Source organism: Paenibacillus sp. GD4 (genome assembly GCF_030846225.1).
Taxonomy (GTDB): Bacteria; Bacillota; Bacilli; order Paenibacillales; family NBRC-103111; genus Paenibacillus_G; species Paenibacillus_G silviterrae.
The window spans coordinates 213203-234991 of sequence record NZ_JAVCYK010000002.1; the positions used below are offsets into that span (position 1 = coordinate 213203).

The following is a 21789-nucleotide window of genomic DNA, read 5'->3' on the forward strand; positions in this document are numbered from 1 at the left end:
ATTGGTCCAAATCCTCCTTTTCGGCGAAGCTTCGATGGGATTAGTAAATACCGTCTTCTCCGAACCGTTTGGCTGCATAGTTGGCTGACATGACCAGGATCAAGCCGATGGAACCCTTAAACAGTCCGACGGCGGTAGCAAAGCTGTAATCCGATTGCTGAATTCCTTTGTAAAAGACATACGTATCGAGGACGTTCCCAGCCTCCATGTTGAACGGATTGATCATGAGAAAAATCTGCTCGAAGCCGCTGTCCAGCACATGTCCGAGACGCAGGATCAGCAGGATTACGATCGTACTGCGTATCGCAGGCAGCGTGATGTGCCACATTTGGCGGAAGCGTCCCGCACCGTCCATTACGGCCGCCTCATACAATTGCGGGTTGACCCCGGCAAGGGCGGCAAGAAAAATGATCGTCCCCCAGCCGGCTTCCTTCCAGATCACCTGAAGTACAACAAGAGGCTTGAAGTACGAAGCGTTTGTAAGAAAAGGTACGGCCTCCCATCCGAACCACTGATGCAGCAGATCGTTAATCAGTCCGTCCCCCCTCAAGAAGAGAATGCAGATCCCGATGACGACGACCCAAGACAGGAAGTGGGGGAGATAGATGACGGACTGAATGATTCGTTTGTACACTTGATTGCGAAGCTCATTGAGCATTAAGGCTAGAAGGATCGGGACCGGGAAAGCAAAGAAGATCTGCAGGAACGAAATGCTTAGCGTGTTCCATAAGACGCGAACGATTTCTTTGTCCTCGAAGATCCGTTCGAAATGCTGCAGGCCTGCCCACGGACTTTCCCAGATTCCCATAAACGGGCTGAAGTCGACGAATGCCATATAAAGACCAAGCATCGGGACATATTTAAAAAGAAGGAAAAACAATAGCCCGGGGAGCCCAAGCAACAGCAAGTAACGATCCTTCCATATCCGCGGCCAGAGCAGCTTGCTTCGCCGTGGGTCAGAAAGAAAGAGTTGAGGCGTTTTTTTCAATGGCAAGCCTCCCTTCAAGGGTTGATGTGATTGTGGTAAGGTCATTATCCGGCAGTCTGTCTTCAGCGGCAATTTTCTATTTTTACTGCAGAATAAGAAAGGATAAGGGTGTGCAAATAAAGATAAGAGGGCTTAAAAGCAACGGCAAAAAGCCCTGCTCACCGTTGTTTCTACAAGAGGCAGGGCCTTGGTTTATGGTTGTCTTTGCTGTTTGCGGTATTCGCCCGGGGGCAGATGGACGATCTGCTTGAAAATACGAGTGAAATTCGGAACGGAGGTATAACGAAGCCGGCCGGCAATTTCCTTTATCGGCATGTCCGTTTGGGCAAGCCATTCCTTGGCTCTTTCCATCCGATATTCGATCAAGTAATCGATGAAGTTCATGCCGGTTTTTTCTTTAAACATACGGCTCAGCTGAGAAGAGGATAAGCCGAACTGCTCCGACATTGCCTGCAGGGAGATGTCCGTGTCATATTGACGCTGGATGTATCGGATCATATCTCCTGCGATACGTTCCTGTTTGTCAATGAGAAGCTCATCCATTCGGGCTGCTATCTCGGGGAAAAGCGCCGTCTCCAGCCAAAGGCAAAGCTCATGGAGAGAGGTGGCGGAGTAAAGTCTCCGATACGGATCATCACCGAACGCTTCGGCCGGATTTAGACCCCGTTCTTGAAGCTGGATGATCAGTTCCCCAATCAAGTGAGCCAACTGTCCGAGCACGGCCTCCGCATTGGCGGCATGCATGGATATTTCATCAACCCAAAGACGGAGGCTGGAGGAAGCCTTCTGAGTATCCCCTTGAAGAACAGCATCAATGATTTGCCGTTCGCCCTTCACCAGCTCGCTTCCGAATTGCTTCACCGAAGGCTCGACCTTCTCGGGCGTGAGCAGCTGACCGTGTCCGGTCAACAGCCGATAACCGAGCAGCTCCCTGGCGTCCTGATACGCGTCGCTGCACTGCTTGAAGGTCAAGACCGGAGTGCTGCAGGCAATCGTAACCGTGAATTGAAAGTGCTGCCTGGTCGTTTCCCGGAGCCACTCCGCCGTTTGAAGCAGCTCATTCCACGGTTCCTCTCCTTGAGCCAAGCAAACGATTAAGGCAATTTGCCCCGGCATGGAAATGCAGGAGAGAGATGGAAAACGGTCTGAAAAGTGCTCCTCCGACAGCTTGCGAAGGGCATACATCATTAGCGAACGATCCTTCTCACGGTATTCGCTTTGGAAGGAGCCGTAATCGTCGACTTCCACAAGAATCACGGCATAGCGGGGACCGGGAAGCTCGATGCCCAGTGCGCGCTGCTTTTCTCCGAACTCATGGTTAGAGATTTCTCCTCTAAGGAGCTGTTGAACGAACGTTTCTTTGATATAGGGCGTTTGTTCCTGCAGCTTCCGATGTAAACTTTCATTTGTTTTAACGATATGATCCGCCCATGAGCCCAGTGTACTCCATTCGTCACCTGTGAATGGCATCTCCGGCTTACCGGTTGCGCCGGCCCGGTGCAATAAGCGCTGCAGCGGACCGTAAAGCCTGACGGAGCCCATTTTGGCGACATAAACCCACACAGTGGCAAACAGCACGATGACGCCCCAAGTGAGGGTTTGAATCCAGTTCGCTTGCCGGGTCAATTCTTCCTTCGGGGTTAGTGCCAAATAAGTCCACCGGTTGGCGAGGGAGTAATGGGAGGTCATCTGATACCTCTCGCCATTCCACATAACCTCGTTGACGTGATTCTCCTTCCACTTGTTTAGCTCGGAAAACAGAGGATCCTGCCGATTGCCGATTTCCGTGCCTACACCGCTTATGAGGACGGTGCCCTTCTCATCGAATACATACAGCTTCCGACCGCCTCCGAGTGGGGCGTGGGCGGCGAACGACTCCAGCTTATCTTTATGAATATGCAGCATCAGAATGCCGTTGCCGCGGGAGTCCGAGAACAGGGGAACAGGTCGGAGAAACAGAAGCTCCTCTTGGCCCGGGTACGTGTTCGGCGGGAACATTTCGGATCGGAAGTAAGGCGGAATGCGATCCACTACCGAGCGGTAAGGGAATTCAGCCAAGTCGATGAAGCCGAGCTTGGTATGATAAACTTTTCCATATTGAAGGAAGATGATGGAAACATCGTAGGGTACGGTGGAAACGCTGCGCTGCTTTTGGATGACGTCGACCATTTCATGCATAAGGTCGAAGGTTTTGGCGGAAGGGCCTGCAGTTACGGATTGCTCCAGAACCTGGTGATTGGAAAGCTGGATGCTTGCCTTATCCATGGCGGACCAGAAGGCGTCCACCTGCGTTTCCACTTCCTTGAGGATCAGCTGATGGTTGCGATCAATCTCCGTTTGAATCATGTCAGCTGCAATTAGTGAGGAAAAGTTGCCGACAAGAATAACGGGGATAAGGCTGATAACGATGGAATACAGAAACAGCTTTCTTTTAAAAGATAACGGCCGAAGCCATGGAATCTCCAATCGCATCTTATCCCCCCATGTATGAGATGTAAAATAATCCTAGCCCCCCTCGTGCCAGGATGTCAAGAATCTTTGATGGAATGAAACTCCAATAATGAAATATAAAGAGGAAATATCCTCCAATATATGATATAGTGTTAATGTTATTCTTTCATGGGTAGGAGGTAATTTTGTTGAAAAGGATCGTTTCTTCGATTGTACACAAGCTTCGGCCTTATTTTGATCGTTTGTTGGAAGAAATGCCGGATGGTTCGTTAAGCCTGTACGATACGGAGCTGGCCCGTGCAGCAAGCTGCTGTACCACGGGGGAAGCGGCGGCTTTTTATGTGCTGGATCAAGTCTTGCACGGAGGCGACGGTTTGGTGGTGGCCCGCCGGCTTGCACAGGATGTAGCCCGAAGACAGCTTCCAGACGGTGCCTTCGGTCAACCCTTCTACGTGAAGAAGGGGGAACCGGATACGGTGGATCTTGCGGAGGTGGGAGCGGTAGCGAACAGTCTTTATTGGGTTCACCGAACCGCGGGTTCAGGAGAGGCTAAGGAAAGCCTGCTTCGCTCCGCCCGGTATTTGCTGACGCAAGCAGTGCCGCTGCATCCGGGAGCGTTCTACAAGAACTCGAATGCCCTGGGGCATGACGTGCTGAACGGCGACATGTATGCTGCCCATTCGCTTGCAAGGGCGTTCGAGTTAACGCAGAAGGAGGAGTATCGCCGTGCAACCGTATCGGTGTTTGAGCATTTGATCAGTCGCTTCGGTCAGCATGAGCAGGGCTGGTGGCCTTATACGGAGCTGTGGGACGGACGTGTAGGCATGGGCAATAGCGTAAGCTATCAGGCGATTATCGTCGGGTTTGCCGTCACGGCGATGCGGATCCTGCCGGAGCCGCTTCAAGCGGAATGGGAGCGCACAGCGGGCCAGGCAGCCAAAGTCATACTCCGCGAGCTGCAGGCAGGTCCGGGTGAAGGGAACGAAGCCCCATGGTGGTGCCGGAATTGGACTCAGGTTTGGGAAATTGATTTGGCCTTATCGCGTTTTCCTCATTTGCCCGGAGCCAAGGAATACGTTAGCAAACGGCTAGAGTGGGCGGAGGAGAGGCTGGAGCGGGAAGGAACAGGCCTGTTCACTCCGGCTGCGGCAGTGGAGGCTCCTGCGGATCGCTCTCCTGTAAGCACAACGTTCCGTAAAGCAGCTACCTTCGCAGGAGTTTTAGCTTATATGATGCTGGACGAATCCTATTATGGAGGGAACTGAAGGCGTCTACGGCGGGTATCGCCAGCTCAGTGATGGAGTGTTTCATGTCAGGATTTCGGCAGGCGATGTAACGTTGAATGGAAAAGGCTTGCTCCTAACGTAGGATAGTACCTGTTAGGGGCAAGCCTTTTTTGAAAACCTAGGGAGTGCCAGGATGCAGAGTAAAACGCTCCAAGCGCTGGATTGCACTGCTACAACAGTCCCTTGCTTCTCACATAATCCATATACCCTTGATACAGTTCGATAGAGGACTCATGTCCGGCATGTGCCTTGCTTCCGGGCTTGTTCATCAGACCATGGTATTGGTAACAAAGCGTTTTGTCCACAAGCGGTGAGACTACTTCGATCTGACGGATGATGCGCTCTACGGATCCAGGATAGAGCACCTTCCCCTGGAAGCGGAAGAGCTCGATGTCGGCCCACAGGGGCTTATCGGCCAGATCATGGGCTTCGCGCAGCCGGAGGAACGTTTCGCGAACCGCCTCGAAGGTCGTACGGCTCACTCCGATTTCATCCTGATAGGCAATATAATCGACATCCAAGAAACGCAGCTGCGTGATGAAGGCGCTGTCTCCCTTCACCGAGCGTGTGCCATAAGGGGCAATGAGCACCTTGGACGGACCTAATGCACGCAGAAAATCGGACATTTGATTAGCATAGTAAATATAATTTTCTGGGAAATAGCCTCCGTAAATCGCCGCTTCCACTGGCAAATACCAGCCTGCAAAGGACGTATGCCGGCCGTATCGGCTCGCCAATTCCTTAGCCATCTCACGGGCGATCGGAGATGGGTCTCCTTCCAAGGACAAGCTTCCCATAATCGGTGTAGTGAAGAAGCCCAGCCCTAAATAAATGGAAAGGCCAAGCCGGTCTCCCGCCGTAAGAACAGCCTCCAGCGGGTCGGGGCACAGCATATCCCACCGCAGGGGCATGACATCGGAAGGATAGAATGCCTTGCCGTGCAGGGCGACACTCAGCAGAATTAAGGTGTCCATTCCAGCTTCAGCCATTTCGGCGATTTTGGCATCCCAATCATTAACGCTGAACTGCTGCGTGGCGGCATTCCAAGTATCACCCTCGTAGGGGTTGCAGTGATAAAAATCAAACCAGCTGCCGGTTATTCGCTTCATAGGGTGCGCCCTGCCGAAGCGTGAAATTGCAATGCCTGACGACACGGGTCGACTTGCTCGTTTTCCAAGGTGTCCGTTCGGTGCAAGTGAAACATCCCCTCTCTAACTTACCATCATTAATTAATGGAGTTATTATCCTTTATTCCAGTTAATTATGGATAATATATCCATTATAGAGCGGCTAAGAAGCTGTGTAAATACAAAAAGGAGAAAAACTCCCTTTAAATAATGATATGATGGAGATTCTCTCTAGCTTGTGTAGTATACTTAAAGGAAAAGCACATAGGAGGCTCGTGAATGCTTACTATTTCTGCAATTGACGTAATTTCCCTTCGTTTGCCAATGAAACAAAACTTCGTGATTTCGGGTGGATCCGTCGGCTCGACCGCGTCAGGGGCACCTCATATTTATGTCCGCATCACGGGGAGCAACGGCATATCCGGCTGGGGGGAGGCCAGACCCAGTCCCCGCTGGAGCTATGAAACGCCCGAAACCGTTATCGCGGCGATCGAAAGCTATTGGAAGCCGAGGCTGCTTGATCAGGGGGCAGAGGACATAAACCGCCTTCACCGATTGATGGACAAGGAGCTTGCAGGAAGCATGCATCCAGGACATCCCATAGCAAGGGCTGCCGTAGATACGGCGCTTCACGACCTCCTTGCGCAATCCCGGCAGCTCCCCCTCGCAGCATTGTGGCAGTCCGTTCCCGCAAGCCCGCTGTACCTGTCTTACTTAATATCTACCGATAGCCCGGCGCAGGCGGCTCAAAAGGCAAGGGAAGCTAAGGCTCAAGGCTATCGGGGCGTCGATGTAAAAATCGGCTTACATAAGCTTCGAGACGTGGAGATTCTTGAAGCTGTGAAACAGGAAGCACCTGACTTATTCTTTAGGGTGGATGCGAATCAAGCCTATACCTTGAAGCAAGCGGCAGCTCTGGCAAGACAGATGGAGCGGATTGGTGTGGACGTCTTCGAACAGCCGATGCAGGCAGGTCAATTGACTGCGCATCGGGAGCTGCGAGGCAAGACTTCAATCCCTATCGCGCTGGACGAGAGCATTTGGTCGCCGTCCGGCCTGCTGGAGGCGATTCGCACCGAGGCTTGCGATACGGTGGTGATTAAGCTGACCAAGATGGGCGGTCTGCGCAATGCGAAGCTGTGCGGCGAGCTGGCAAGAGAAGCCGGACTCGGCTTGCTTGGAGGGGGGCTGACGGAGTCCAAGCTGGGTTTCACCGCATCGGCGCATTTATTTAAGTATCTGGAGATAGCGGAGCCGGTGGATCTCAACGGGCCATTCTTTCTGGCCGACGACCCAGTGGAAGGGGAGTGGCCCGTCACAGAGGGGGAGGTAATCTTACCCGAAGATCGGACGGGACTCGGATGCCGGATCGATGCCGATAAGCTCAACCACTATGGTGATCAGCGCCGCTAAACTTCACTAAACATAAAGGCTTGGGGTGAATATTGATGAGTTTACAATCCACGGGGAGCAAAGCTATTCTTTGGATCGAAAGCAACTATAATTTCCTGACCAAGACGGAGAAGAAGGTCGCCGATGTCGTTCTCCAGGAGAAGGAGAAGGTCGTGTACAGCTCCGTCACCGATCTGGCGGAGATGGCAGACACTGGCGAAACGACGGTGCTGCGATTTTGCCGCAAGCTTGGATTTCGCGGTTTTCAGGAATTCAAGCTTGCGGTTGCGCAGGATTTGGCCAGCAGCGTGGAGGAGGTGCACGGTCTGCCCAAGAAAGGGGATACCATCGCGGACATTGCACTGAAGATCACGGCAACCAACACACAAGCGCTGAAGGATACGATGGGGTTGCTGCAGCATCAGGAGCTGGAAAAAGCGGTTGATGCGCTGGTGACCAAAAAGAAAATCCATTTCTTCGGAGTCGGTTCTTCGGGATTTACCGCTTTGGATGCACATTACCGCTTTATGCGTCTTGGATTTCAAGTGAACAGTGCGATCGATGCTCACCTGATTGCTATGAGCTGCGCGCTGGCAGGACCGGATGATGTCGTCGTGGGCATATCGACTTCGGGGAGCACGAAGGATCTCGTTGACGCGATAAGCTTAGCCGCTGCCAATGGGGCGACGATTATCTGTTTAACAAACCATGCCCGCTCCCCTATCACCCAGTATGCGCACGCGATTCTTCTGGCCGCTTCGAAGGAAACTCCTTTGCAAGGCGGGGCATTCTCATCGAAACTGGCGCAGATTCATCTGCTGGACATTCTTTCGACAGCGGTCGCTCTAAAGCATAGCGAAACGACAGCGGCCGCTATTGAAAAAACGGCTAAGGCAGTGATCGATAAATTGTATTAAAAAATATATTCTCCAAATAATAAATAAAAAGAGGATAAATCCTCCATTTTGTTGTATAGTAATATTATACAGCGAAAGGAGGGATTTTTTTCTGTTACAGCATTAGTCAGTCTCGGTGAAGGCACTCGACTTCAGCGGAAGGGGAAATGGATTCATGGAGATGATGGCATGGAACCAAACGGGGAAGGTCGCCTTGGCTATCATGACGGCGCTGCTCTCCGTTTTGGCAGGATGTTCCTCGGATTCAAAGGCTGTGGAGGGGCAGGAGACTAGAGCCAAACCGGCTGCTGCCGAAGCCTCGAGGGAGAAAAAGGAAATCACCTTTTGGCACGTATGGACAGAGAAAGATTCAGGTCCTATCGAAGCTCGTGTAGAAGCATTTAACAAAAGCCAGGACAAAATACATGTGAAGGTGCTTGGAAATCAAGACGCTACAAAGCAATTAACCGCCATTTCCGGAGGAAATCCCCCGGATGTCGCATTAACCTACTGGAACAACATCGGTCCCTGGGCGGATGCCGGGGCTATTCTCTCCCTCGAGCATTTTTTCAAGAAGGACAATTACCAAACCTCGGAGTTTCTACCTGCTGCGATCGAAAGAATGAAGGTGAATGGCCAGTATTACGGACTTCCGTTTACTGTAAGTATGGCAAGCACGCTTATGTATAACAAGAGGGCATTTCAGGAAGCGGGCATAACGAAGCCGCCGGAGACGCTTGAGGAGCTGTTCGAGACGGCCAAGAAGCTGACGAAGAAGGACGCGAGCGGCAATATGGGGCAAATCGGCTTTATCCCGGATTACCCATGGATTGATAATGTATTCTGGCCTGTAATTTTCGGTGGCTCCTGGGTGGATGCGAACGGTAAAATCACGGCCAATCAGGACGCTAATGTCAAGGCTATCGCTTACCAGCGCAAGTTCTACGAGGAGTTCGGAGCCGATCAAATCGGAAAGTTCCGTTCCGGAATGGGCCAAAGGGGAACCCCGAACGATCCCCTGTTAACCGGAAAGCTCGGCATGATGATCGGCTGGGAGTACAACTTCACGGAGGAGCGGAAGCCGGATGGGCCGATTGGAATCGCTCCATTTCCGTATCCGGCGGATCGTCCTGATTTGAAGGGCTCCGGTATGGTCGGACCACGGGCCGTGTTCATTCCGAAAAAGGCGAAGAACCAGGACGAAGCGTGGGAGTTCATGAAGTACTTGATGGGACAGGACTCCCAAGTGGAGTTCTCCATTGAATCCAAGACGATTCCGAGCCTATACAAAGCTTTGGATGATCCGAGGCTGCGTAACAATGAGAAGCTGGGCGTCATGACGAGTTTCTATGACAGAGCCAAGAGCCGGACATTGCAAGGCTTCCCGAACAGTGTCTATATCAATGAGTACCTTCAGTCGTTGACGGAGGAAACGGAGAAGGCACTGAAGGGGCAGCAATCCCCTAAGGAAGCGATGGATAAAGTAGTCAGCAAGATTCAGCCGCTCGCCGATAAGGCGAAAAAATAATGACCGGGTGCGAGAGGCCCGAACCCGAGCCTCTCTATGACTCCCGTGAATCGGAGGTTGATGGCTATGGCGGCTGCGTCCCCCACGGTCGGCATCCGTCGCAGAAAGAGAAGAGCCTTTGTGACGGGCATGCTTTTTATAAGCCCCTGGATTGCCGGTTTTCTCATCTTCCAGCTGTATCCTATCGTCATGTCCTTTTACTACAGCTTATCGGAATACAATCTGTTCTCATCTCCCAAATGGGTCGGAATGAAAAATTACCAGGAGCTCTTCGCCGACGAGAAGTTCTATCTGTCCTTGTATAATACGGTCTACATTACGGTGCTGGGTCTCGTTCCCCATCTGGCCTTCGCTCTGGCCATGGCGCTGCTGTTAAACATGAGCGTGCGAGGACAGTCTCTTTACCGGACGATCTACTTTCTGCCTACTCTGGTTCCCGCCGTTGCAGGCTCGCTGCTTTGGATGTGGCTGCTTAACGCGCAATACGGCATTGTTAATCAACTGCTCGGTTCCTTAGGCTTGCCCGAGCCGAACTGGCTGGTAGACCCGTTCTGGACGAAGCCGGCCATTATTTTGATGGGCTTCTGGGGAACCGGTACGACGACGGTGATGTATCTTGCGGCGCTACAGGATGTACCGAAGGTATATTACGAAGCTGCAGAAATCGACGGAGCCGGTGCGTTTCGCAAGTTTCGGCATATAACGCTGCCGGCCATTTCACCGGTAACGCTGTTTCTCCTGATCATGGGCCTCATCGGATCGTTTCAATTTTTCACACAGGGTCTTATATTCGCTGAGGCTTCACAATCGGTCGGGGGGCCGGAGAATTCCCTTCTGTTTTACGCCATCTATTTGTACCAGAGCGCGTTTTCCTTTCTCAACATGGGGTATGCCTCCAGCATGGCATGGATCTTATTCGTTGTGGTGCTGGGCTTGACCCTGCTGATCTTCCGCTCATCCGCACGTTGGGTGTACTACGGAGGTGAAAAATGATGCCGATCCGGCGGGTGCGCGGTATTCTCTTCCGGCATGTATCTCTAGGCTTGACCGGCCTGTTGTTTCTCGGTCCCTTCGTCTGGCTGTTCCTGACCTCCGTGAAGTCGGAGCAGGAAATCTTCGCCATTCCGACGGTCTGGTGGCCCGAGTCGCTACAGTGGTCCAATTATGCCTCGGCGGTCGGACAAATTCCTTTCGTTCGTTATACATGGAACACGTTGTTCATCTGTCTTTTGTCGGCGACTGGCCAATTTCTATCCTCTCCGCTCGTCGCCTACGGCTTCTCAAGGATATCGTTCAAGGGCAGAAATACATTGTTCTTCATCATGATGGCGACGATGATCCTTCCTTTTCAAGTTACAATGGTGCCGGTATACGTCATGTTCAATCAAATGGAAATGCTGGACACCTACTGGCCGCTCATCCTGCCGAACTTTTTCGGTTCCGCATTTTATATTTTTCTGCTCCGTCAGTTTTTTTTGGGCATTCCCTACGAGCTCACGGAATCGGCCAAAATGGACGGTGCCTCCGAGTTCCGCATCTACTGGCAGCTCATTCTTCCCTTGTCCAGGCCTGCGCTCTATACTGTAGCGCTCTTTACCTTCCTGCATGCTTGGGGAGATTTTCTGGGGCCCTTGATTTATTTGAACGATCCGGACAAATGGACCTTGTCTGTCGGGCTGCGGGCTTTTATAGGAGAGTACAAGGTATCCTGGGGGCTGCTGATGGCGGCATCGACTTTATTCACGGTACCTATTATCGTTTTGTATTTTTTCGTTCAACGTCAATTTATTCAAGGAATTACCTTAACGGGCTTTAAATGATGCATTCATTCCCTATATGGAGGTTGACGATTTATGAAAAAAAACAAGTGGATGGCAGGTCTCATCGCCGTAACTTTGGCAGGAGGAATACTTCCGGCAGCCAACGCGGCGCCCGAAGCAGGGCAGGGGCAGTCTGTTCAAGAAAATTTGGCTCTAGGCAAGCCGTACCAGCTGACTTCTCCCTATCCGAGAGATCTGCATTTCAGTAAAACAGAGGATGTTCACGGAGATGATACGGGAGCGCAGCTGACGGACGGAGTTTTCGGAGGGACGGTTTTCTCGGATAAGGCTTATGTCGGTCGATTGTGGCAGGGCAGCAGGGAAGTGACTATCGATTTGGGCGAAACGGCGAGCGTGAACGAAATTCGGGTCAGCGTTCTGCAAGACAATCCTGTGGGCATCTTCTTCCCCGACGAGAATTCGTACTCCATTTCCGTGAACGGAACGGCTTGGAAGGAATTAGGCACGGTGAAGAATTCGCTGCCAAGCACCGAGAAAGGGCCTGTGAAGCAAATCTATGAAAGATCGTCCGTGGATACGCAAGCGCGCTACGTGAAGGTGAATCTTCCTGTTGAATCGTGGCTGTTCATCGACGAAATTGAAGTGATTGGTACGAAGGATGCCTCCGGCAAGCAGCTGATTCCTGCTCCTCGCGGTCCGAAGCCGGAGAGCGGCTATCCGCTGCAGGGCTCCGCTCAAGCAGGCGGAATCAAGCATGAGGTCTTGATTTTTACCGGTGAATGGCAGTATCAGCCGGCGGATTGGATTTCTTTTACCAAAGACGATTTCAAGCCGTACGTCTCCTATGTGGATACCGACATGAAGCGCAAGGATTTTATGTTCGACGGGTTTCTTTTTATGCCTTATGCTCCGCTTCCGGATGGTGCCAATTATGGTCCGACAGCAGGTAAACCGACGAATAAAGGTCATTTTGAGAAGCTGCTGGATCGGCTGTTCCGGGATGATTACGAGCTTGGCGCCTTGAACGAAGCGGTCAAGGAAGCCAAGGCCGACCTGCCTGACCGAAATTACGAGGCGAAGGTAGTGATTCCGATTCCTTATCCGCGGGTTGATCAAAGCGACTTCGGCGATGTGGACGGAGACGGCGTCAGCGAGAACCTGAAGGTAGCCGAGGTAGGGGAAGCGGAGGCCTACAAAAACCGTCTCAAGGTAGTGAAGTGGTACATAGATGAGGTGTATAAGCGCTGGAATGCGAAGGGCTTCAGTGATCTGCAGTTGGTCTCCTTCTACTGGTACAACGAATTTGTGGCTAGGCAGCTCAGTGATATGGAGGATGAATTGCTTCAGGCTACAAGTGAGTACGTGCATTCCAAGGGCGCAAAGTTTCAGTGGATACCGTATTATTTTGCAAGAGGATGGGAGGATTGGAAGAAAAACGGGTTCGACGCCGCGCTCATGCAGCCGAATTACATGTTTCACTCCAACGCCGGTACGGACCGGGTAGATTCGATTGCCAAAGCGGCTTTAGAGAACGGAATGGGTGTGGAAATCGAAATGTCGGACGCCGTGCTCACCGATGAAGCGATGCGGAACCGGTATTATACCTATCTGGACAAAGGCAAGGAATACCATTATATGCAGCAGTCCTTCAGTGCATTCTATCAGCAGGTTAAAACACTGTGGCGCGCCGCCCGATCCGAGAACCCTGTCCAAAGAGAAGTTTATGACAGGACCTATGAGTACATTAAGGGCACTTATAAGCCAAGACAATAAAAGAGGAGACAGGTGCATATTTCCATGAAAACAATCGTGAAGAGCGGAGCGGGAGTTGCGCTTGAGGTGAAGCCGGTTCCTTCGGTAAAAGAACATCCCAAGCGAGTTCTGGTGCGAGTGTTATATTCGTCGATCAGTCCGGGTACGGAGCTCGGTCTCATCGGCAATCCGAATATACCTGACGGTTTTGCTCTTGGCTACAGTGCATCGGGGGTAGTGGAGGAGGTGGGCGAAGAGGTCACCGGGCTTGTTCCCGGTGATTGTGTCGCCTGTTACGGCGGACCTTATGTATATCACGCGGAGTATTTATCGGTACCGGAAATGCTTTGCGCCAAGCTCAGCGGGCCGGAGAGTCTGAAGCTTACGTCGTTCGTAGGTCTTGGCTCGGTAGCTGTCCACAGCGTCCGGAGGTTGTCCAGGCAGTTCGGGGAAACCGTGTGGGTGGCAGGGCTCGGAGTGTTAGGCCTGCTCATATCGCAGCTGGCTGATCGGGCCAACTATCGCGTGTTTGCTACCGATATGAAGCAGGAGCGTCTGCGGCTGGCAGCGGAATGCGGCATCGCGGAGGTGCATAACGCCTCCGATCCAGAACTGGCGGATCAGATTGACCGTTTCACAGGGAAACATGGCTTTGACAGCATTGCGCTGTGTGCTCAAACCTCGAACTCTTCCATCATCGAAGCATGCATGCAGCATCTGGCTTTCCGGGGCACGTTCGCGCTGATCGGAAACATTCCCATTCGGTTTTCGCGGGATCTGTTCTTTGCGAAGGAGGCCGATTTCGTCATCGCCCGTGGAGCGGGCCCGGGACGCTATGACCGCAGCTACGAGGAGGAGGGACACGATTATCCCCAATCGTATGTGCGCTGGACGGAAGGACGGAACATGGAAGAATTTGTCCGCAACGTGGAGAACGGGAGGCTGGTCATGAGTCCGATGGTAACGCATGAAATTGCGCTTTCCGAGGCAACGGAGGCGTATGCATCGCTTCGTCAGGATGTTTCCCAAGCGCTGGGGGTGGTAATCCGGTACTAGCTGGCATTAAAGGCGTCCCCTGAGGGCGCTTTTTTTCGGACTATCGTCAAGGATGACAAACATAAAATGATTATGTGTGTTCTGCAGGTGAGGTGTTTTTTGCTAATCAATGAATGGTGGCTGCGCTTTCAATCTATCGCACGTGAATGAAAAATCGCACATTTGTACAAATGAATAGCATACCGCTTCATGGGGATGAGCCGCCTGGAACTTTATAATACAGGTAGAGTACAGGATCACCCTCAATTGTGAAGGAGCTGGAGCTACATGAGTCAACTGAACGTGGCAGTAATCGGTGTTGGATCCATTTCAACGCATCATTTGAAGTCGTATCAACGTAATCCCCATGTCCGTCTCTACGCCGTTTGCGACCTGAACGGGGAGCGGGCACGCGCCAAGGCAGAGGAATACAAAGCAGAAAAGGCATATACCGACTATCACGAGCTGCTGGCTGATCCGAAGGTGGATGCTGTCAGTATCTGTACCTGGAACAACACGCATGCGGAGATCAGCATTGCGGCGTTGGAAGCCGGTAAGCATGTGCTTGTAGAGAAGCCGCCTGCCATGACGGTCGAGGAGGCGCTGCGTATGCAGGATGCCGTAGAGTGTACGGGCAAGCTTCTGCAGATCGGTTTCGTTCGCCGTTACGACGCCAATGCCCAGCTTCTGCGCGAGCTGGCGGAGCAGGGCGAATTCGGCGAGCTTTACTACGCGAAGGCTTCGGCGCTGCGCCGTCTCGGCAATCCGGGCGGCTGGTTCGCGGATATTGAACGCTCCGGCGGCGGTCCTTTGATCGATATCGGGGTCCACATGATCGACCTGATCTGGTATTTGATGGGCAAGCCGAAGCCGGTATCGGTTAGCGGCAACACGTACCGGAAGCTTGGGAACCGTTCGTCCATTCGGAATCTTAACTTCTATAAAGCTGCCGATTACGATCCGACCCACAATACCGTTGAGGATATGGCGAATGCGCTGATCCGCTTTGACAATGGTGCCTCCTTGCAGGTAGACGTAAGCTTTACGCTTCATGCCAAAGAGGATTCGATGATGTCCCGCCTCTACGGAACGCAGGGCGGCTTCGAAATCGACCCGGCCGTGGTCATCGTTACCGAGAAGCATAACACGATTATGAATATGACGCCGCAAGTCAACCATCCCGGCTTCCATTTCGAATCGGCCTTCCAGAACGAGATCAACCACTTCGTTGAATGCGTGCGCAATAACAAGCAGCCGCTAAGTCCAGTTGCGGACGGCGTGGAGATCATGCGCATCCTTCGAGGCATCTATGATTCGGCAGCGCAAGGCCAGGAGGTGCGTCTATGAAGCTCGGCGTCAGCACCTACAGCTTATATCAGGCGATTCGATCCGGCGAGATGGATGTGCTGGACGTTATAGACTATATAGCTGAAATCGGCGGTCAGCATGTGGAGATCGTTCCACTGGGTTTTACCTTGATAGACAACGATTCTTTGATTGAAGCGATCAAGGAAAGAGCGGCCTCCAAAGGATTGGAAATCTCCAATTATGCCATTGGAGCCAATTTCGCGGATAAAAGCGGGGCGGAGCTGGAGCAGGAGATCGAACGCGTCATGCGTGAGGTCGACGTTGCGGCTAAGCTTGGGGTCAAGCTGATGCGTCATGATGTGGCCAGCGCCCAGGATACCTCGTTCCGGCATTTCTCCGAGCAGCTCCCGAGGCTGGCGGAGGCGTGCCGCCGCATCGCGGATTATGCGGCGGACAAGGGCATTACAACCAGTGTTGAGAACCACGGAAGGTTCATTCAAGCCAGCGAGCGTGTTCAAGCGCTGATCCTGGCTACCGATCGTCCCAACTTCAAGACGACGCTTGATGTAGGAAACTTCCTCTGTGCGGATGAAGACCCCGTCATTGCCGTCTCCAATAACATTTCGTATGCTTCCATGGTACATATAAAAGACTTCTATATCCGGCCGGAGGACAGCACGCTTAACGAAGGCTGGTTCCGTTCCATCAACGGGCGATATCTCCGGGGTGCCATTGTGGGGCAGGGTGACATCAACATGCGGAAGGTGCTGGGAACGATCAAAGGCTCGGGGTACGACGGCTACGTTTCACTGGAATTCGAAGGCATCGAGCCCTGCAAGCTGGGGGTACGCCTCGGCTTGAACTACATTCAAACCGTATGGAGGGAGCTTCCATGAACAATAAGATCGGCGTCATCGTTGACAGCTTTCGTGTCGGCGTAAGGGAAGGGCTGCAAAAGGCCAAGGCGGTAGGAGCGGACGGAGTGCAAATTTATGCGGTGTCCGGCGAATTCGCTCCGGAAGCCTTGTCAACCGAGGCTAGGCGAGAATGGAAATCGTACATTGCTTCTCTCGGCTTGGAAATCTCCGCACTCGTAGGCGACCTTGGCGGTCACGGCTTTCAGGATGCGAATGCAAATCCGGTCAAGATTGAGAAATCGAAGCGAATCCTCGACCTTGCCGTAGAGCTGGGCACCCAAGTGGTTACTACGCATATCGGTATCGTTCCCGACGATGAGAACAGCCCGATCTATGCGGCAATGCACAAGGCTTGTGCCGAGCTTAGCGATTACGCGGCCGGCATGAATGCCTACTTCGCCATCGAAACCGGACCGGAGACGGCTCAGCATTTGAAGAAGTTCCTTGACGGAATCAGCTCCAAGGGGATGGCGGTTAACTTCGACCCCGCGAATATGGTCATGGTAACAGGCGACGACCCGGTTCAAGGTGTACACACGCTGCGTGATTACATTGTGCATACGCATGCGAAAGACGGTATCCGTCTGCGCGAGGTGGATCCTCGCGACATTTACGGCGCAATCGATCATGAGAAGCTTGCGGACATGGCTGCGGACGGCGATGCGTTCCGTGAGGTGCCGCTTGGTGAGGGCGGCGTGGACTGGCCGCGTTATTTGCAGGCGCTGAAGGATATCGGCTACGGCGGATATTTGACGATCGAGCGCGAGGTGGGTACCAATCCCGAGGCGGATATTTCGAAAGCGGTACAATTCTTAAAGACCTTCAGAGCTTAACTTGGTATAAAAATAGGGCAGTTTCTCTCCGGCCGTCGGCCGGTTTGGAGAAACTGCCTTTTTGTCTAGTCCCGCACCTCGGAGGGAGGGATACCTCGGCATTTTTTGTACATGCGGCTAAAGTAATAAATGTCCCGATACCCGACAGCAAGCGCAATATCGGAGACCGTTTGCTGTGTGTTGCGCAGCAAATAATCTGCCTGACGGATGCGAATATCATTCACATAGGCGGTCACGCTCTTGTCCGTCAGCTGCTTAAAGAGACGGCTGAAGTGAAAGCGGCTTAAGCCGGCTTGCTCAGAGAGAAGCTCAACTGAAAGCTCTTCGTGGTAGTGCTCTTCGATATAACTAAGAACGGGGGTCAGCCGCTCAAGCTGACGCATGCGATTTTGCCTATTTTTTACAGTCATCATCTGTCCTGTGCTGCTTCTCAGCATTTCCGTAAGCATGCGATACAGGTCCGATTTGACCGCCATTTCATACCCCGGTTCCCGTTCCTTTAATTCTTTGACAATGGAAAGAAATCGGGCGGTCAGCGGCTCCGCTTGATCCACTTGGTTAGGAAACACAACCCCGTTATGCAGAAGGGGAAGCATATATTTGGTTTCGATCGCATCGACGGAGGAGCTTTGCAGTACGGCCGGATCGAAGATCAGAGCATAATAAAACAAATCGTCAGACGTGCATATGCCGGTATGCAGGTCGTTGCCGTTCACATAGACGAGTGAGCCGGGACCTACCGGAATCGGCACGCCGTTGCACTCGAATATCGCTTGCCCGTAAACGACATAAAGCAGCTCGATATGTTTGTGCCAATGGTTTGGAAATAACGTGGCGCCGTATTCATGAGATTTACAGTAATTTACCTTGACGGGGAACGTCGGGTCCGGCATGCTCATGGGCTCGAGGAAGGCGCTTGTCATGATAAGAAGTCCCCTTTTGCAAATGCTTCCCTTTCGCAGCCGAAGGGGCAAGCGTTTCATTATCATTGAAGTCATCCTCATCGTAATGGAAAACATTATGGATGTAAAGACCTGGACTGAAGAGTCACATATTCCGGTGACTTTTGATTTTTTTTTACGTTGAGATCATAGCTTCTCTAGTTTACTATTTTAGTAGGAACCGGTTACTAGAAAGTGCAAACGAAGGTGGACATATCGTGGGAATTACCGTTAGAGAAGCATTAAGGATCGGGGGGCTCTCCCGCTGCCGGCTGGCTGCCGGAGAGAAGGGGCTTGACCGGAGCATTGACTCCATCACGGTTATGGAAGTCCCTGATGTCATTCGATGGCTTAAAGGCGGCGTACTGCTGCTAACCAGCTTGTATCCGATTAAGGATGATGAGCAGGCTATCGGTCAGTTGGTGCAGCAGCTGAAGGAGGCAGGCTGCGCAGCTTTAGCCATTAAGACGGCACAATATGTACAGGAGATTCCTCCCACGATCCTTAACGAAGGGGATCGGCTCGGTCTGCCCGTGATAGAGATCGATAACGAGGTCGCTTATCTGGACATCATGACCCCGCTCATGGAGCGAATTCTGAACCGGCGGACGCTCGGAAAGGAGCAATTGGACTCGTTCTTTCAATGGATGACGGAGCTGGCCATGCGTGGGCAAGGGACCGCCGCCATCGTCGATGCCATGGAGCAGATGACGCACAATCCTATTACGGTCAATTCGGAGCTCCCTGAAATGGTTCGAAACAGGGAGTACACTGTGGATGCTCTGCAGCACGGTCAGAAGCGGGAGCTAAAGGCGGCCAACCGTCCTCTTCGGATGGAGCGGAGGCTCAATCAGGCGCTGACTTCTTGCCTTGTTGCACCGATTGTGCTAAACGACGAGCTGCTCGGAGATATCACCTGCTGGCAGCTCCATAGGGAGTTCATAGAAGAGGATGTACTGGTATTGGAGCGTTCCATGGTGCTGCTCGCCTTGGAGTTCGTCAAGGCACTTACGAAGGCCGATGTGGAACAGACCTATAAGGATCCGTTTATACACGATATCCTTCTAGGCAGAACCTCGGATACCACAACTGCAGTGGGACAGGCGCTGCGGTACGGATGGGATGTGACGGGAAACCACCAAGTGATGAGTGCCGCGGTCCATGTGAACGGCAGGGAGTACGATACATATGGGGATCTCTCAGTAAAGAGAAGACTGCTTCAGTGTGTAAACTTTTTCTTCGACGACTTGGGGTTGAAGGTAATGGCGACCATGCTGAATGGAGAGCTGGTGCTGATTTGTCCGCAGCCGCTCGGTGACGAACGAAAGCTTACTCAACTGGGAGCGGCATTAAGACAGCGGCTTCACTCCGAGCTTGACGGCAGCGAGATTACTGTCGGTATCGGCAGGCTCCATCGGGGTATTGAAGGTATTCATAGCAGCTATATGGAATCAAGGAAGGCGCTTCAGCTCGGGAAGCCGATAGAGAAGGACGGCTGTGTTCCATACGAGGAGCTTGGCGTTTATCGTATACTGGGATCGCTCGATGATAAGTACGACACAGAGCTGAAGAGCCTGTATGCGGATACGGTAGGCAGGCTTGCAGCGTATGACGAGCTTCATGATGCAAGCCTGGTTGCGACGCTGGAAAGCTATTTTGCCAATAACGGCTCCGTTTCAGATACGGCGGATCAGCTATACGTTCATGTCAACACTGTGAAATATCGCCTGCAAAAAATAGAGCAGCTCACCGATTGCGGTGTTCATGATGCCGAACAGCGGCTGCTGCTGCACATAGGGCTCAAAATCCACCGTCTCTTGAAGGTAAATAAGCTCCTTTAGCTAAATCGACAAAAGACAGCTGCTTCTTTTTGGCTGCAGCCACATATCGACATCATTCCTTTGCTGATACCATACAGGCAGGTGATCTGACAAAAGGAGTGATTTTCGTATGAATCAACAGCAATTGGCAAAGGCAATTTACACAACCGCACGTGTAACCGGGACGTTCCAGCTGCGTTCGGGGCAGCTGTCACATCAGTATTTTGACAAATACTTGCTCGAATCCGACCCTCAACTGCTGGCCGAAATCGCTGAACAGCTAGCAAAGCTCATCCCGGAAACGACCGAAATTCTCGCCGGCATCGAAATGGGGGGCATTCCACTGGCTACGGCCTTATCCCTGCGGACCGGACTTCCTGTGGTTTTTGTAAGGAAGAAGGCGAAGGCGTATGGCACGGCGAAGCTGGCTGAAGGCGTACCGATTCAGGGGAAGAACGTGTGCATCATCGAGGATGTCGTCACCACGGGAGGACAAATCGTCCTGAGCGCTCAAGAGCTAAGGGCGGCCGGGGCACGGGTGGAGTCCGTACTATGTGTGATCGAAAGAGACTCTTCCTGCCGCATCCGTCTGGAGGAAGAGAATCTCTTTTTAAATAGCTTATTCTCTATGGAGGAACTGGAGGTTTAATCCTCCATTTCCTTTCGGTAGGACGATTGTAGAAAGAACAGCAGCACCAATAAGAAAAAGGCCTCAAGGACAATGATCCATTGCGATGTGAAGGCCAAGAACGGCCCGAGTGCTTGCCCTGTGCAAATTAAGGCGGCGCATATAATGAAAGCAGTCGGGTACTTACGCTCTCTAGTGGTACGCAGGAAGGTAAACCCGATTCGAAATTTATGAAGAAGGAGGGTTAACATCCCAACTGCCGCTATAGAGATAAAGCCCTCTAAGTAGTTTCGCCCCCTTAATCTTTGAACGGCGTGATCAATATGGGGGCAGAATAAACAGGCCAATTAGAAACAAAAACATAAGTTCACATCCCATGTTAGGATTATCTCCCCATTATATAGGAAACACTCATAAAATCATAGAAATCCCTCGTGAGGAGAGTCCCCTTGTGTATCTGGACAAAATTAATCGCCAATGGTCCGCCTATATGAAAGCGAACGATAGAAACGAAAAACTCCAAATCACCAACACAACCAAGCTGAACTTGAACCGGCGGCAGTATATGCTGGAATTTGTTCACAACGGGCTGCGGTATCACCTTTATCATGCGCTGAATGAACCGGTCTATGATATGAGAAGGCTTCAAGAGGGCTATGAGAACATTAGCCTAGAGGAAGCTTTTGGGATCACCCAACGGGAGGCGGCGGTGCTTTTATCTTTGTTTAACGACTTTATGCGGCAGCATTACGATGAAATTCAGACATCCGTCGATTGCGGAGAAGGCATGGAGCGTGCGATGGAGGCGATTCGTAAAGCCCGTTTGTAAGTGGCGGCCGGTTCGCCAAGTCATCCCCATAGGTCAAGCCGGCATTGGGCCGGGTGCGGACTTCTCCTTTGGTATCGAGCTGCAATACCAGCAGCGCCTGAAAGACGGGTTCTGGGTGAAGTATTCCGGGTTTACCTTGTATGAGTATTCCCAAAAATGATATACCATGTGAAGCATTGGCTTTGATATTACCGGGTTGACCGCTCTTATCCTCTAGAGTGGAGGACCCGGCAGTAGGAAGCCATTTTTTTATTGGAGAAACTTAACTTATAAATGC

General features: G+C 52.1%; 19 protein-coding genes. 14 read left to right on the top strand and 5 right to left on the bottom strand.

Translation table 11 applies throughout. The annotated features are described in order from the left end of the window. Positions 1 to 40: 40 nt before the first annotated feature. Positions 41 to 988, bottom strand: a complete 948-nt coding sequence (locus tag RAC89_RS24245; RefSeq protein WP_306616320.1) for an ABC transporter permease — start codon at positions 986 to 988, stop codon at positions 41 to 43. Between the two features lie 192 nt (positions 989 to 1180). Beyond that, a complete protein-coding gene (locus RAC89_RS24250; RefSeq protein WP_306616321.1) occupies positions 1181 to 3460 on the bottom strand; it encodes a helix-turn-helix domain-containing protein in 2280 nt (759 codons plus the stop codon). 167 nt (positions 3461 to 3627) lie between these two features. Between RAC89_RS24250 and RAC89_RS24255 the strand changes: the two genes are divergently transcribed. Next, positions 3628 to 4704 carry a glycoside hydrolase family protein gene (locus RAC89_RS24255; protein WP_306616322.1) on the top strand — a complete coding sequence of 359 codons (1077 nt, stop codon included), beginning with the start codon at positions 3628 to 3630 and terminating at the stop codon, positions 4702 to 4704. A 191-nt stretch (positions 4705 to 4895) separates the two neighbouring features. Here the strand turns inward: RAC89_RS24255 and RAC89_RS24260 are convergent, their stop codons facing one another. Continuing rightward, positions 4896 to 5834 (bottom strand): DUF4434 domain-containing protein, encoded by a 939-nt coding sequence (locus tag RAC89_RS24260; protein ID WP_306616323.1) that lies wholly within the window; start codon positions 5832 to 5834, stop codon positions 4896 to 4898. Positions 5835 to 6131: 297 nt separating this feature from the next. On the opposite strand from RAC89_RS24260, the gene RAC89_RS24265 reads away from it, so the two are divergent. The 10 genes from RAC89_RS24265 (at position 6132) to RAC89_RS24310 (ending at position 17294) form a co-directional block, all read left to right on the top strand. Further along, positions 6132 to 7265: a mandelate racemase/muconate lactonizing enzyme family protein gene (locus RAC89_RS24265; RefSeq protein ID WP_306616324.1), complete on the top strand. Its 1134-nt coding sequence runs from the start codon at positions 6132 to 6134 to the stop codon at positions 7263 to 7265. A 35-nt stretch (positions 7266 to 7300) separates the two neighbouring features. Next, positions 7301 to 8161 carry a MurR/RpiR family transcriptional regulator gene (locus RAC89_RS24270; RefSeq protein ID WP_306616325.1) on the top strand — a complete coding sequence of 287 codons (861 nt, stop codon included), beginning with the start codon at positions 7301 to 7303 and terminating at the stop codon, positions 8159 to 8161. A gap of 160 nt (positions 8162 to 8321) precedes the next feature. Continuing rightward, positions 8322 to 9668: an ABC transporter substrate-binding protein gene (locus tag RAC89_RS24275; protein WP_373430103.1), complete on the top strand. Its 1347-nt coding sequence runs from the start codon at positions 8322 to 8324 to the stop codon at positions 9666 to 9668. A 60-nt stretch (positions 9669 to 9728) separates the two neighbouring features. After that, entirely contained in the window at positions 9729 to 10661 is a 933-nt protein-coding gene (locus RAC89_RS24280) for a carbohydrate ABC transporter permease (protein WP_306617756.1), read from the top strand. Continuing rightward, complete coding sequence (locus tag RAC89_RS24285) at positions 10658 to 11488, top strand: carbohydrate ABC transporter permease (protein WP_373430054.1); 831 nt, start codon at positions 10658 to 10660, stop codon at positions 11486 to 11488. The genes RAC89_RS24280 and RAC89_RS24285 overlap by 4 nt, the downstream gene beginning before the upstream one ends. A gap of 33 nt (positions 11489 to 11521) precedes the next feature. Next, positions 11522 to 13222 carry a DUF4855 domain-containing protein gene (locus RAC89_RS24290; RefSeq protein WP_306616327.1) on the top strand — a complete coding sequence of 567 codons (1701 nt, stop codon included), beginning with the start codon at positions 11522 to 11524 and terminating at the stop codon, positions 13220 to 13222. A gap of 24 nt (positions 13223 to 13246) precedes the next feature. Further along, positions 13247 to 14257, top strand: a complete 1011-nt coding sequence (locus tag RAC89_RS24295; protein ID WP_306616328.1) for a zinc-dependent alcohol dehydrogenase — start codon at positions 13247 to 13249, stop codon at positions 14255 to 14257. A 267-nt stretch (positions 14258 to 14524) separates the two neighbouring features. Beyond that, positions 14525 to 15583: a Gfo/Idh/MocA family protein gene (locus tag RAC89_RS24300; protein WP_306616329.1), complete on the top strand. Its 1059-nt coding sequence runs from the start codon at positions 14525 to 14527 to the stop codon at positions 15581 to 15583. Further along, complete coding sequence (locus RAC89_RS24305) at positions 15580 to 16440, top strand: sugar phosphate isomerase/epimerase family protein (protein ID WP_306616330.1); 861 nt, start codon at positions 15580 to 15582, stop codon at positions 16438 to 16440. The genes RAC89_RS24300 and RAC89_RS24305 overlap by 4 nt, the downstream gene beginning before the upstream one ends. Further along, entirely contained in the window at positions 16437 to 17294 is an 858-nt protein-coding gene (locus RAC89_RS24310) for a sugar phosphate isomerase/epimerase family protein (RefSeq protein ID WP_306616331.1), read from the top strand. Before RAC89_RS24305 ends, RAC89_RS24310 begins: the two co-directional genes overlap by 4 nt. Positions 17295 to 17359: 65 nt before the next feature. On the opposite strand, the gene RAC89_RS24315 is transcribed toward RAC89_RS24310, so the two are convergent. Further along, a complete protein-coding gene (locus tag RAC89_RS24315; RefSeq protein ID WP_306616332.1) occupies positions 17360 to 18217 on the bottom strand; it encodes an AraC family transcriptional regulator in 858 nt (285 codons plus the stop codon). A gap of 236 nt (positions 18218 to 18453) precedes the next feature. Here RAC89_RS24315 and RAC89_RS24320 point away from each other — a divergent pair, with 236 nt between their 5' ends. Together RAC89_RS24320 and pyrE are read left to right on the top strand one after the other, a co-directional pair. Continuing rightward, positions 18454 to 20076, top strand: coding sequence for a PucR family transcriptional regulator (locus tag RAC89_RS24320; RefSeq protein WP_306616333.1), 1623 nt, complete (start codon positions 18454 to 18456; stop codon positions 20074 to 20076). Between the two features lie 109 nt (positions 20077 to 20185). After that, positions 20186 to 20704: an orotate phosphoribosyltransferase gene (gene pyrE, locus RAC89_RS24325; protein WP_306616334.1), complete on the top strand. Its 519-nt coding sequence runs from the start codon at positions 20186 to 20188 to the stop codon at positions 20702 to 20704. On the opposite strand, the gene RAC89_RS24330 is transcribed toward pyrE, so the two are convergent. Then, entirely contained in the window at positions 20701 to 20934 is a 234-nt protein-coding gene (locus RAC89_RS24330) for a hypothetical protein (protein WP_306616335.1), read from the bottom strand. The two genes, pyrE and RAC89_RS24330, sit on opposite strands and share 4 nt — an antisense overlap. Positions 20935 to 21134: 200 nt before the next feature. On the opposite strand from RAC89_RS24330, the gene RAC89_RS24335 reads away from it, so the two are divergent. Further along, positions 21135 to 21512: a hypothetical protein gene (locus RAC89_RS24335; RefSeq protein ID WP_306616336.1), complete on the top strand. Its 378-nt coding sequence runs from the start codon at positions 21135 to 21137 to the stop codon at positions 21510 to 21512. The last annotated feature ends 277 nt before the right edge of the window (positions 21513 to 21789 follow it).

Excerpts from the sequence above, each read along its gene's own strand:
- RAC89_RS24275 (WP_373430103.1), top strand. The coding sequence starts at position 8,322 with ATGATGGCATGGAACCAAACGGGGAAGGTCGCCTTGGCTATCATGACG.
- RAC89_RS24330 (WP_306616335.1), bottom strand. The coding sequence starts at position 20,934 with ATGTTAACCCTCCTTCTTCATAAATTTCGAATCGGGTTTACCTTCCTG.
- RAC89_RS24300 (WP_306616329.1), top strand. The coding sequence starts at position 14,525 with ATGAGTCAACTGAACGTGGCAGTAATCGGTGTTGGATCCATTTCAACG.
- RAC89_RS24265 (WP_306616324.1), top strand. The coding sequence starts at position 6,132 with ATGCTTACTATTTCTGCAATTGACGTAATTTCCCTTCGTTTGCCAATG.
- pyrE (WP_306616334.1), top strand. The coding sequence starts at position 20,186 with ATGAATCAACAGCAATTGGCAAAGGCAATTTACACAACCGCACGTGTA.
- RAC89_RS24310 (WP_306616331.1), top strand. The coding sequence starts at position 16,437 with ATGAACAATAAGATCGGCGTCATCGTTGACAGCTTTCGTGTCGGCGTA.
- RAC89_RS24280 (WP_306617756.1), top strand. The coding sequence starts at position 9,729 with ATGGCTATGGCGGCTGCGTCCCCCACGGTCGGCATCCGTCGCAGAAAG.
- RAC89_RS24270 (WP_306616325.1), top strand. The coding sequence starts at position 7,301 with ATGAGTTTACAATCCACGGGGAGCAAAGCTATTCTTTGGATCGAAAGC.
- RAC89_RS24285 (WP_373430054.1), top strand. The coding sequence starts at position 10,658 with ATGATGCCGATCCGGCGGGTGCGCGGTATTCTCTTCCGGCATGTATCT.
- RAC89_RS24295 (WP_306616328.1), top strand. The coding sequence starts at position 13,247 with ATGAAAACAATCGTGAAGAGCGGAGCGGGAGTTGCGCTTGAGGTGAAG.
- RAC89_RS24250 (WP_306616321.1), bottom strand. The coding sequence starts at position 3,460 with ATGCGATTGGAGATTCCATGGCTTCGGCCGTTATCTTTTAAAAGAAAG.
- RAC89_RS24305 (WP_306616330.1), top strand. The coding sequence starts at position 15,580 with ATGAAGCTCGGCGTCAGCACCTACAGCTTATATCAGGCGATTCGATCC.
- RAC89_RS24290 (WP_306616327.1), top strand. The coding sequence starts at position 11,522 with ATGAAAAAAAACAAGTGGATGGCAGGTCTCATCGCCGTAACTTTGGCA.
- RAC89_RS24315 (WP_306616332.1), bottom strand. The coding sequence starts at position 18,217 with ATGACAAGCGCCTTCCTCGAGCCCATGAGCATGCCGGACCCGACGTTC.
- RAC89_RS24260 (WP_306616323.1), bottom strand. The coding sequence starts at position 5,834 with ATGAAGCGAATAACCGGCAGCTGGTTTGATTTTTATCACTGCAACCCC.